The sequence below is a fragment of the Amycolatopsis sp. NPDC057786 genome (genome assembly GCF_042797905.1).
Taxonomy (GTDB): domain Bacteria; phylum Actinomycetota; class Actinomycetes; order Mycobacteriales; family Pseudonocardiaceae; genus Amycolatopsis.
In genome coordinates this window covers 1-11046 of the sequence record NZ_JBHVKW010000147.1, presented here as the reverse complement: position 1 = coordinate 11046, position 11046 = coordinate 1, and the positions used below count along the sequence as shown (strand labels likewise).

Annotated in this window: 10 protein-coding genes; 5 read left to right on the top strand and 5 right to left on the bottom strand. The window is 68.5% G+C overall.

Annotated features, from left to right (window positions below; translation table 11 throughout):
- Positions 1-54: 54 nt before the first annotated feature.
- On the bottom strand, positions 55-531 hold the full coding sequence (locus ACFVM3_RS39650; protein WP_378444935.1) for an RrF2 family transcriptional regulator: 477 nt from the start codon (positions 529-531) through the stop codon (positions 55-57).
- Between the two features lie 113 nt (positions 532-644).
- On the opposite strand from ACFVM3_RS39650, the gene ACFVM3_RS39645 reads away from it, so the two are divergent.
- A complete protein-coding gene (locus ACFVM3_RS39645) occupies positions 645-1376 on the top strand; it encodes an SDR family oxidoreductase (RefSeq protein WP_378444934.1) in 732 nt (243 codons plus the stop codon).
- Positions 1377-1466: 90 nt separating this feature from the next.
- On the opposite strand, the gene glpD is transcribed toward ACFVM3_RS39645, so the two are convergent.
- From glpD to ACFVM3_RS39630, 3 genes are all read right to left on the bottom strand, one after another.
- Positions 1467-3179: a glycerol-3-phosphate dehydrogenase gene (glpD, locus tag ACFVM3_RS39640; protein WP_378444931.1), complete on the bottom strand. Its 1713-nt coding sequence runs from the start codon at positions 3177-3179 to the stop codon at positions 1467-1469.
- Between the two features lie 5 nt (positions 3180-3184).
- A complete protein-coding gene (gene glpK, locus ACFVM3_RS39635; protein ID WP_126734335.1) occupies positions 3185-4702 on the bottom strand; it encodes a glycerol kinase GlpK in 1518 nt (505 codons plus the stop codon).
- Between the two features lie 80 nt (positions 4703-4782).
- Entirely contained in the window at positions 4783-5604 is an 822-nt protein-coding gene (locus ACFVM3_RS39630) for an MIP/aquaporin family protein (RefSeq protein WP_063274356.1), read from the bottom strand.
- 151 nt (positions 5605-5755) lie between these two features.
- Between ACFVM3_RS39630 and ACFVM3_RS39625 the strand changes: the two genes are divergently transcribed.
- From ACFVM3_RS39625 to ACFVM3_RS39615, 3 genes are all read left to right on the top strand, one after another.
- Positions 5756-6523: an IclR family transcriptional regulator gene (locus ACFVM3_RS39625; protein WP_378444930.1), complete on the top strand. Its 768-nt coding sequence runs from the start codon at positions 5756-5758 to the stop codon at positions 6521-6523.
- A 13-nt stretch (positions 6524-6536) separates the two neighbouring features.
- Positions 6537-8489 (top strand): glycerol kinase GlpK, encoded by a 1953-nt coding sequence (glpK, locus tag ACFVM3_RS39620; protein WP_378444929.1) that lies wholly within the window; start codon positions 6537-6539, stop codon positions 8487-8489.
- A 159-nt stretch (positions 8490-8648) separates the two neighbouring features.
- Entirely contained in the window at positions 8649-8918 is a 270-nt protein-coding gene (locus ACFVM3_RS39615) for a hypothetical protein (RefSeq protein ID WP_378444928.1), read from the top strand.
- A gap of 160 nt (positions 8919-9078) precedes the next feature.
- Here the strand turns inward: ACFVM3_RS39615 and ACFVM3_RS39610 are convergent, their stop codons facing one another.
- Entirely contained in the window at positions 9079-9705 is a 627-nt protein-coding gene (locus ACFVM3_RS39610) for a helix-turn-helix domain-containing protein (RefSeq protein ID WP_378444927.1), read from the bottom strand.
- 343 nt (positions 9706-10048) lie between these two features.
- On the opposite strand from ACFVM3_RS39610, the gene ACFVM3_RS39605 reads away from it, so the two are divergent.
- Positions 10049-10912, top strand: coding sequence for an alkaline phosphatase family protein (locus ACFVM3_RS39605; RefSeq protein ID WP_378444926.1), 864 nt, complete (start codon positions 10049-10051; stop codon positions 10910-10912).
- Positions 10913-11046 lie beyond the last annotated feature (134 nt).

Sequence of the window (11046 nt, the reverse complement as noted above, 5' to 3'; positions counted from 1 at the left end):
GTTCGGGTTCCAAGCCGAAACGGCACTCACGACCACCGGACCGGCAAGCTTCGACTACCCCTCGACGGCCTTGAACCACGCGCCGATCCCGGCGAGCGCGCCCGGACCGTAGTCGCCCCTGACGTCGTCGGCCAGATCCGCGATGGTGACGGCCCGCAAGGCCGCCCGCCACTGGACTTCGGCGTTCGCCATCGCGCGGCTGATGGCGCACGGCGTCGTGCACGCCTCGGGCGGCGTCGCCATCGGACCGCGCTGCCGGATCTCAGTGCAGATGAAGGCCGGGCCGGGCCCGTCGATCGCCTCGACGACGTCGAGCACCGTGATCTCCGAAGGCGGCCGGGTGAGGACGTAGCCACCGGCCTTCCCCTGCACCGACCGGATGAGGTCGGCCCGGGAAAGCGCCTGAAGCTGCTTCGCGAGATAACTCGGCGAGACGTCGTGCAGCTGCGCCAGGCGCGCGGCGGGCGCGGGTTCGTCGACCGAGGTCAGCACGACACAGCAATGCAGAGCCCACTCGACCCCACCGGACATCTTCACCCGGACGACTCTAACTCGCCCCTTGACTCGGACACAATGTATCCGAGTATTATCTCGGACATCAGGTGTCCGAGATAACGGACGCCGCCGACGAAGGGCACTGGGTCATGAAATTCGCGATCATCGGCGGGACCGGGCTGATCGGTTCGCAGGTCGTGCGCAACCTGAACGAGGCGGGCCACGAAGCGGTACCGCATTCGCCGTCCACCGGCGTCGACCTGCTCACCGGCCAGGGGCTGGACAGCGCGCTCGACGGCGCGGACGTGGTCGTCAACCTCACGAACTCGCCGACCTTCGACGACGCCTCCCCCGTGTTCTTCCGGACGTCGATGGACAACCTCGTCGAAGCAGCGAAGAAGGCGGGCACCGGGCACTTCGTGATCCTGTCGATCGTCGGCGTCGACCAGGTGCCCGATCTCGACTACTACCGGGCGAAGACCCTGCAGGAGGACATCCTCAAGGAGAGCGGCCTCCCCTACTCGATCGTCCGCGCCACCCAGTTCATGGAATTCGTCGACGCGGTCCTGTCCTGGACCTCCGACGAGACCGCGGTCCGCCTGCCCACCACCCCGATCCAGCCGATCGCCGCGGCGGACGTCGCCGCCGCCGTTTCCGAGGTGTCGGCCGGGAAGCCGCTGAACGGCACCCTCGACGTGGGCGGCCCGGACGTCTACCCGCTCGACGAGCTGGGCCGGATCACGTTGTCCGCCAAGGGAGACACGCGTCCGGTGACCGTCGACGAGACCGCGGGCATGTTCGCCGCCGTCAAGGGTGACGTCCTCACCACGAAGGACGGCGCCCGCATCGCCGGAACCCGCTACCTCGACTGGCTCAAGTAGGCGGGGGCTGAAGGGAGCCATGCCCGCATGCGACGCGACGAAAGGGCCCTTCACCGCGTCGCATGCGGTGAAGGGCCCTTTCAGCCCACGTCAGCTCGGCAGCAGCGCCGGAGCCGCGAGACGGCTGGCGTTGGCCGCTTCGTCGTCCGGCTGGGCCTGGGCGGAGCGCTCCGCCTCGACCCGCGCGAGGTAATTGGCGACCTCGCGCTCCTTCTTGTGCGAGTCCCAGCCCAGCAGCGGCGCCATCAGTTCCGCCACCACCGGCGCCGCCGTCACACCGCGGTCCCGCTCCTCGATGGAGATCCGGGTGCGCCGCGTCAGGACGTCCTCCAGGTGCAGCGCGCCTTCGTGCGAGACCGCGTAGACGACCTCCGCCTTCAGGTACTCCGCCGTCCCCGGGATCGCTTCGCCCAGTTCGGGACGTTCCGAGATCGACTCCAGGATGTCCTCCACGGCGGTGCCGTAGCGCTGGAGCAGGTGCTCGATACGGGCGATGGGCAGCCCCGTGCGCTGCACCAGCGAGTGCCGCGCGCCCCACATCTCGTGGTAACCCGTCGCGCCGACGATCGGCAGCCGCTCGGTCCACGACGACGGCGCGGGACGGCCGAGGTCCTCCACCGCGACGTCGACGGCGTCGGCGGCCATCACGCGGTACGTCGTGTACTTGCCGCCGGCCACGATCACCAGACCCGGCACCGGATGCGCCACGGCGTGCTCCCGCGACAGCTTCGTCGTCGAAGTCGCCTTCGCGGCCAGCAGCGGCCGAAGCCCCGCGTACACGCCTTCGATGTCATCGGCGGTGATCGGCGTGCGCAGGACCGCGTTGAGGTGATCGAGCACGTAGTCGACGTCCGCCTGGCTGGCCGCCGGATGTTCGCGGTCGAGATCCCATTCGGTGTCGGTGGTGCCGACGATCCAGTGCCGTCCCCACGGGATGACGAACAGGACGCTCTTCTCGGTGCGCAGGATCAGCCCGGTGTCGAGGTCGATCTTCTCGCGCGGCACCACGAGGTGGATGCCCTTCGACGCGCGCACGGTGAACGGCGCGGGGATGCCCGCCGCTTCGGCCATGTCGTCGCTCCAGACGCCGGTCGCCGCGACGACCGTCTTCGCCCGGACCTCGATCTCCGCACCGCTCTCGCGGTCGACGACCTTGGCACCGACGACGCGTTCGCCATCTCGGATCAGAGACGTCACGCGGGCGCGGGTGAGGACGGAAGCCCCCTGCTCGGCCGCCGTCCGCGCGATCATCATCGTGTGGCGCGCGTCGTCGACCTGCGCGTCGTAGTACTGGATGGCGCCGATCAGGGCGTCGTCCGCGAGGCCGGGAGCGACCTTGCCCGCGCCGCGCTTGGACAGATGCCGGTGCCGCGGCAAGGCGCGCGCTCCGCCGAGGGTGTCGTAGAGCGTGACCCCCGCGCCGATGTAGCCGCGTTCCCAGACGCGGTGCTTCAGCGGCACGAGAAACTTCACCGGCCGGACCAGATGCGGCGCCAGCGTCTGCAGCAGCAGGCTCCGTTCCTTCAGCGCCTCGCGGACCAGCTTGAAGTCCAGGTTCTCCAGGTAACGCAGCCCGCCGTGGATCAGTTTGGACGATCGGCTGGACGTGCCCGCGGCGAAGTCACGGGCCTCGACGAGCGCGACGGAGAGCCCGCGCGACGCCGCGTCGAGCGCGACGCCGGCACCGGTCACTCCCCCACCGACGACGAGGACGTCGATCTCCTCGCGAGCGAGCTTGCGCAGCGTCTCGGCACGGTAGACCGGGGAAAGCGGTACGGGTGTCACTCTGTTCCTCCTGTTCATCGGGCTCACTCGACCTCGACCCAGTCGAGCGTGCGGCCGACGGCCTTCTGCCAGCCCGCGTAGCCCTCGGCGCGCTGTTCGTCCGTCCACGACGGCTCCCAGCGCTTGTCCTCGTTCCAGTTCTGTTCCAGCTCGTCGGTGTTCTTCCAGAACCCGACGGCGAGGCCTGCCGCGTAGGCGGCGCCGAGCGCGGTGGTCTCCGCCACGACCGGCTTGGACACCGGCACGCCGAGGATGTCCGCCTGGAGCTGCATGCACAGTTCGTTCGCGGTCACGCCACCGTCCACACGCAACACGTCGAGCGTGACGCCCGAGTCGTTCTGCATGGCCTCGACGACGTCGCGCGTCTGGTAGCAGATCGCTTCGAGGGTCGCCCGCGCCAGATGCGCGTTCGTGGTGGCGCGGGTGAGGCCGACGATCGCGCCGCGCGCGTCGGATCGCCAGTACGGCGCGAAAAGCCCGGAGAACGCGGGGACGAAGTAGACGCCACCGTTGTCCTCGACCTGCCGCGCGAGGCTCTCGCTCTGGGACGCGCCGCTGATGATCCCGAGCTGGTCGCGCAGCCACTGCACGGCGGAACCCGTGACGGCGATCGACCCTTCGAGCGCGTATACGGGCTTCTCGTCACCGAACTGGTAGGCCAGCGTCGTGAGCAGGCCGTGCTTCGACCGCACGACCTCGTGCCCGGTGTTGAGCAGCAGGAAGTTGCCGGTGCCGTAGGTGTTCTTGGCCTCGCCGGGACGGAAGCACACCTGGCCGACGGTGGCCGCCTGCTGATCGCCGAGCACGCCGGTGATGGCGACCTCGCCGCCGAGCGGGCCGTCCGCGCGGGTGACGCCGAAGCGGCCGTTGTTCGACGACGGCGCGATCGACGGCAGCATCTGCTTGGGGACGCCGAAGAACGACAGCAGTTCGTCGTCCCACTCCAGCGTTTCCAGGTCCATGAGCATGGTGCGCGACGCGTTGGTCGGGTCCGTCACGTGGACGCCGCCGTCGGGCCCGCCGGTGAGGTTCCAGATGAGCCAGGTGTCGGTGGTGCCGAACAGCGCGTCGCCCTTTTCGGCGTCTTCGCGGACGCCCTCGACGTTCTCCAGGATCCACTGGAGCTTGCCGCCGGAGAAGTAGGTGGCGGGCGGCAGACCGGCCTTCCGCCGGATGACGTCACCCTTGCCCTCGCGTTCGAGCGCTGACGCGATCCGGTCGGTGCGGGTGTCCTGCCACACGATGGCGTTGCAGTACGGGCGCCCGGTCCGGCGGTTCCACACCACGGTGGTCTCACGCTGGTTGGTGATGCCGAGCGACGCGAGGTCGGCGGCGGTCAGCTTCGCCTTGTTGAGCGCCGTGGCGATGACCGAACGGGTCCGCTCCCAGATCTCGGTGGCGTCGTGCTCGACCCAGCCGGGCTTCGGCAGGATCTGCTCGTGCTCGAGCTGGTGGCGGGCGATCTCGTTCCCGCCGTGGTCGAAGATCATGAAGCGCGTGCTGGTGGTGCCCTGGTCGACGGCGCCGATGTAGTCAGGCATGATTTCCCTCTCTTCCGGGGGTCCGGGGGGCGGAGCCCTCCGGACGGGTTCGGGGTTGCACCCCGAAGGACGGAGTCTCCTTAGGAAACGCGCTCGATGTCCTTGGCGGGCAAGGCTTCCGGTGCCGGTTCGGCGGGCAGGTAACGCTCGATGAAGAACTTGTAGATCGCCCCGCCGATCACCGCGCCGATGACCGGCGCCACGATCGGGATCCACCAGTACGGATAGCCGTATTGGTCGGTGAACGCGGTGTCGTAACCGGTGAGCCAGGACATCAGCCGCGGGCCGAAGTCGCGGGCCGGGTTGATCGCGTAGCCGGCGTTGGTTCCCCAGGCCATGCCGATCGCGACCACCAGGAAGCCGACGACGACCGGGGCGAGGTTCGCGGCGGGCGCGGTGTTGCGGAGGTCGGTGATGGCGAAGATCACCAAGGCGAGGATGGCCGTTCCGATGATCTGGTCGCGGAACGCGCCCCAGTCACCCACCGGCAGGGTTCCGTTACCCGGAAGGGTGGAGAACACACCCTGGGTCTTGATCGTCAGACCGGGGTCGGCGGCGTTGAGCACCTCGGTGTAGTTCCAGCGCACCAGCAGCGCGCCGAGGAACGCGCCCGCGGTCTGCGCCAAGGCGTACGGGGCGACCTTGCGCCACGAGAAGCCCTTGAACACCGCGAGCGCCACGGTGACGGCGGGATTCAAATGCGCGCCACTGATCCGTGAAGCCACGTAGATACCGAGCGTGACACCGATGCCCCAGGCCCACGCGATGCTGTCGTGATCCCCGATGCCGGCGGCGACGACTTGAGCCACCACCCCGCAGCCGAACAGGATGAGGATCATCGTCCCGACGAACTCCGCCGCCAGTTCGCCCGCCAGTCCGCGAGCCTTGAGGTTTCGCACCATTGCTTCCTCCACAAAGGACACCGTTGCCCTGTTGAGGCCGAAGTTAAGTTCGCGGAAACGCGGGGTCAACGGACGCCGGTCGGCATTGTCGAACGCCCGGAGACGATGTTCGACATTGTCGAATCAGGGCCGGTCGGGCTACGGTTGAGCCGTGCCCGGTCCGATCCAGTCCATCGAGCGCGCCGCCGCGATCCTGCGGTTGCTGGCGCGTGGTTCGGGGCGTCTCGGCGTCGGCGAGATCGCCGATTCCCTCGAACTCGCCAAGGGAACGGCGCACGGGATCCTGCGCACCCTGCAAGGGGTCGGCTTTGTCGAACAAGACCGTGACACCGGGAAATACCAACTCGGCGCGGCGCTGCTGCACCTCGGCACCAGCTACCTCGACGTCAACGAACTCCGGTCACGCGCGATCAACTGGGCCGACGCGCTGGCCGCGCGCAGCGGTGAAGCCGTCCGGATCGGTGCGCCACTGGAAGGCCGGGTCCTGGTGGTGCACCACGTTTTCCGCCCCGACGACAGCTTGCAGACCCTCGACGTCGGGACGCTTCTGCCGTTGCACGCGACCGCGCTCGGGAAAGTCCTTCTGGCCTACGACACCGGTCTCGTGGCATCGTTGCGCACCGGCGAGCCGGAGGCCTACACCCGCCGGACCCTGATCACCCAGACCGCGATCAAACGCGCCTGTGGCAAGGTGCGCGAGGCGGGCTGGGCGAGCGAGAACGGCGAGATGATCACCGGTGAGGCCGGGATCGCGGCGCCGATCCGCGGCCACGGCGGCATCGTGGTCGGCGCGATCGGGGTGTCCGGCGCGACGGAACGGATCTGTGAAGCCGACGGCAGCCCGATCCCGCGGCTGCTCGGCCACGTGCGCGACGCGGCACGAGCGGTCTCCCGCGATCTCGGCGCGTCCCGATGGTGATGGAGGTGCTCGCGTGGTCCAGCGCTACGTGATGTCGATCGACCAGGGCACCACCTCGACGCGGTGCATCCTGTTCGACGCGCGCGGCAGGCTGGTGTCGGTCGCGCAGCGCGAGCACCAGCAGCACTTCCCCCGTCCGGGCTGGGTCGAGCACGACGCGACGGAGATCTGGCGCAACGTCGGCCGGATCGTCCCGCAGGCGCTGGCCGACGCCGGCGCCGAACCGGCACAGGTGGTCGGCCTCGGCATCGCGAACCAGCGCGAGACGACGGTGCTGTGGGACAGGCACACCGGTAACCCGGTCGGGCGCGCGATCGTCTGGCAGGACACCCGCACCGACGCGATGCTCGAACAACTCGCCCGCGAGCCGGGTGCGGACCGCGTCCGGCGGCTGTGCGGACTGCCGCTGGCCACGTACTTCTCCGCGCCGCGTATCCGGTGGATGCTCGAAAGGACTCCTGGCCTGCGGGAACGCGCCGAGCGCGGTGACGTGCTGTTCGGGACGGTCGAGAGCTGGCTGATCTGGAACCTGACCGGCGGGCCCGACGGCGGCGTGCACGTCACCGACGTCACCAACGCCTCGCGCACCATGCTGATGAACCTGCGGACCCTGTCGTGGGACGACGAACTGCTGGAGTTCTTCGACGTCCCGCGCGCGATGCTGCCGCGGATCCGGCCGTCGACCGAGGTGTACGGAACGACGTCACGGGTGGTGCCGGGGATCCGGATCGCGGCGGCGCTCGGCGACCAGCAGGCGGCGTTGTTCGGCCAGACCTGCTTCGCGCCCGGCGAGGCGAAGTGCACGTACGGCACGGGCAGCTTCCTGCTGCTCAACACCGGTCCGACGCCCGTGCTCTCGACCCACGGCATGCTGACCACCGTCGGGTTCAAGATCGGCGACGAGCCCGCCGTGTACGCCCTCGAAGGGTCGATCGCCGTCACCGGGTCGCTGGTGCAGTGGTTCCGCGACGGGCTCGAACTGATCGGCAGCGCGCCCGAGATCGAGACACTGGCGCGGACGGTCGAGGACAACGGCGGCTGCTACATCGTGCCCGCGTTCTCCGGTCTGTTCGCGCCGCACTGGCACAGCGAGGCGCGCGGCGTGATCGCCGGGCTGACGTCGTACATCACCAAGGGACACCTCGCCCGCGCTGTGCTGGAGGCGACCGGCTGGCAGACGCGCGAGGTCGTCGACGCGATGAACGCCGATTCGGGGCTCGCGCTGTCGACGCTCAAGGTGGACGGCGGGATGACCGCCGACAACCTGCTGATGCAGTTCGTCGCCGACGTCCTCGACGTGCCGGTGGTGCGCCCGATGGTCGCCGAGACGGTGTCGCTGGGCGCGGCGTACGCGGCCGGGTTGTCGGTCGGGTACTGGCCGGATCTGGAGGGGCTGCGCCGGAACTGGCACCGTGCCGGGCAGTGGCTGCCGACGATGGACCCGGCCCGCCGCGACAGCGAATACTCGCACTGGCGCCAGGCCGTGGAACTGACGTTCGGCTGGATGCGCCCGGGCCCGACCGCCGCTCCCCCGGGCTCCGACCTGGTCGAGGTCGTCCTGGCCGACCACCGCCGGATCGAACAGCTGTTCCGGGACCTCCGCAACGACGAGGCCGACCGTCCGGCGCTGATCGCGGAACTCTCGGCGTCGCTGGTCGCCCATGCCACCGCGACCGAACGCATCATCCGTCCCGATGCGACGGAGAACGGGCTCGCGGCCGAGTTGCTGGCCGTACTGGAAGTCGCCGACCCCGAGAAAGCCTTGGTGGTACTGGAGAATTCGGTGGACGCGCATATCCGCGCGGAGGAACGCGGGTTGCTGAACGACCTCCGGCGCACACTGTCCACTTCGGACCGCACCGGCCTCGGCCGGGCGTTCGTGGCCGAACGGCAGCGGCAACTGGACCTCGACTGCGGCTCCGCCGCGCACGTCCGCGAGCAGGGTTCTCGTCTCCGTCTCTCGTGACGTGTTAGCCTGTCGCCGTGCGCCGCTGGACTCGACTCGTAATCAAGCGCGCCGGCTGAACCAGGTCGCCGGCGCGCAGTCCGGCGACCCCTCGATACGGGGCATCCCCCGGGACCTGGCCCTCCATGGCCTGTACGTTTCCCGCCCTTGGAGCCCACGATGTCCACTATTTCGTTCCAGATCCCCGCACCGCGTTCGTCCATGCTGGTCCGCCGCCGGATCGCGACCTACTTCGTCGGTGGCGTCGAGCAGATCCCCGGCCTGGTCGAGGCGCTCGGCTGCCTGGTCCACGATCTGTCCGTCGACATCCGCGACGGAGTCCGCGAAAGCACCATGACCTGCGCGGTCCTGATCGCCGCCGACGAGGTCGAGCCGCTGCTGGAGAGGCTGCGCGGGCTGGCCTCGGTCGTCTCCTCGGAACTGGTCTGACCATCCGCGGAGGCCCGAAAGTCGTAACTCGCGTGATCAGACACGTAACTCACGTGATTGAACGCGTAACTCGTGAGTTGCGCCTCCAATCACGCGAGTTGCGTCTCCAATCACGCGAGACCGGCGCCAAGCCCCGTATGCCCGAAGTCGCTGCACGGTGTCACCGCCGGCCTGGCTCCCCGTCTACGAAAGTGACCTCGGCCGCGTTCTCCACGATCGCCCTGAAAGCGCTTACAAGAAGCTCGGCGAAACAGGTCCCGTGAGCCGCCGACACACCGCCGGTCTGGGCTTTGAACGCGGCCAGCTGCTCGCCCGCCAGCGGCGCGGCCCGGTCCATGAACTGTCCGAGGAACCGCAGAGCCGCGGCGGGCGGGATCCCGGCTCCGGCGAGCTCGGCCACCGCGCGCGAGACCGACGGGCGCACGACGGCCGGCGTCCCCGCGTCGTCCCGCCCGAGCACGCCGTGCCGCTCCAGGCAGCGGACGAGGGCGGGCTGGTCACGGGCGATGTCGGCCATCGCCGAGTCCAGCCCGTCGGCGCGGTCCACTGTGGTCGTTCCGAGCATCGCGGCGATGGACACCAGGTTGAAGCCCTGCTTCTGCAGCATCGTGATCCGCCGGAGGCGCCGCAGGTGGGCCGGCCCGTAGTAGGCGGTCCTGCCGTGCCGCACCGGCGGGGCGAGCAGGCCCCTCGTCTGATGGGCCCGGATATTGCGCGCCGACATGCCGACGATCGTGGAAAGTTCTTCGATCGTGTATCCGGCCGGTCTCGACGAAAGGGGCTTCACGCCGACCAGCTTAACAATGGTCGGATGAGTGCACCATGAAGCCGCGGCAATGGCGCCGCCACTGTCAACCGGCTGAATCAGCGAGTTGCCATAAGTTGATCGGTTCGCGCTCCCGGGCACAAGGCGAACGCCTGGTTTACATGGTTTCGTGCCAAGTAATGCCGGTTTTGGGGCGTTCCGCGCCCATCGGCTGCTCCAGTCAGGCGATCTTGATGGGCCGCTGACTTCCCTGCCGTTTAAATGCACCTGAGACATCTGATGTCTCGACTCTGTCGACGCCTGCGGAGCGCCGCTGAACCCGACGGCCGGTCGTCAAAGTTTCAACTTGTTTCAGGAGGTTTCAATGTACTGGAAACGGATCGCGGTCGCGGCCGTTGCCGCGACCGGGCTGGCCACGGCGCTGGTGGTGTCCCATCAGGACACTCCCGCCGCCGCGGTCGAGCCCGCCGCGGCGGCGGTGCCCAAGTTCGACCACATCGTCCTCGTGATGTTCGAGAACAAGGACTACAAGGAGATCAGCGGCAGCTCGAAGGCGCCGTACTTCAACCAGCTCGCCGCACAGGGAGCCAAGTTCACCAAGGCCTACGGGACGACGCATCCGAGCCAGCCGAACTACATCGCCCAGTTCGCGGGCTCGACGCACGGTGTCGACAGCAACAAATGCCAGGATCTCGGGAACAAGGAGAACCTCGCTTCCCAGCTGGCGGGAATCGGCAAGAAGTTCGTCGGCTATGCGGAGAGCATGCCTTCCGACGGCTACACCGGCTGCACGAAAGGAAAATACGCACGCAAGCACAACAGCTGGGTCAGCTTCAGCAATGTTCCTTCGTCGGCGAACAAACGGTTCTCGTCGTTCCCTGCCGATTTCACCAAGCTGCCGCACGTCGCGTTCGTGACCCCGGACCTGTGCAGCGACATGCACGACTGCCCGGTCGACACCGGTGACAAATGGCTGAAGAAGAACCTCGACGCCTACGCCCAGTGGGCCAAGACGCACAACAGCCTGCTGATCGTCAATTTCGACGAGGACAGCGGGACGTCGGTGAACCAGATCTTCACCACGTTCGTCGGTGCCAACGTGAAGCCGGGCAGCTACGGCGAATCGATCAACCACTACTCGATCCTCCGCACGATCGAGGCGGCGTTCGGCCTGCCGGGCATCGGCAACGCGGCGAACAAGCCGCCGATCACGAACGTCTGGTGGTGACCGGGTGAACCCCGCGGGTGTGTCCACTGTGGACGCGCCCGCGGGTGGCCTTGTCGGGCGCGGAAAGCTCCCCGCCCCGAGACCCGGCGACGGTGTCGCGAAAGCCACTTTCGGGACGTCTGATGTCCCGAAAG

Excerpts from the sequence above, each read along its gene's own strand:
- ACFVM3_RS39615 (WP_378444928.1), top strand. The coding sequence starts at position 8,649 with ATGTCCACTATTTCGTTCCAGATCCCCGCACCGCGTTCGTCCATGCTG.
- ACFVM3_RS39650 (WP_378444935.1), bottom strand. The coding sequence starts at position 531 with ATGTCCGGTGGGGTCGAGTGGGCTCTGCATTGCTGTGTCGTGCTGACC.
- ACFVM3_RS39605 (WP_378444926.1), top strand. The coding sequence starts at position 10,049 with ATGTACTGGAAACGGATCGCGGTCGCGGCCGTTGCCGCGACCGGGCTG.
- glpD (WP_378444931.1), bottom strand. The coding sequence starts at position 3,179 with ATGAACAGGAGGAACAGAGTGACACCCGTACCGCTTTCCCCGGTCTAC.
- ACFVM3_RS39630 (WP_063274356.1), bottom strand. The coding sequence starts at position 5,604 with ATGGTGCGAAACCTCAAGGCTCGCGGACTGGCGGGCGAACTGGCGGCG.
- glpK (WP_126734335.1), bottom strand. The coding sequence starts at position 4,702 with ATGCCTGACTACATCGGCGCCGTCGACCAGGGCACCACCAGCACGCGC.
- ACFVM3_RS39645 (WP_378444934.1), top strand. The coding sequence starts at position 645 with ATGAAATTCGCGATCATCGGCGGGACCGGGCTGATCGGTTCGCAGGTC.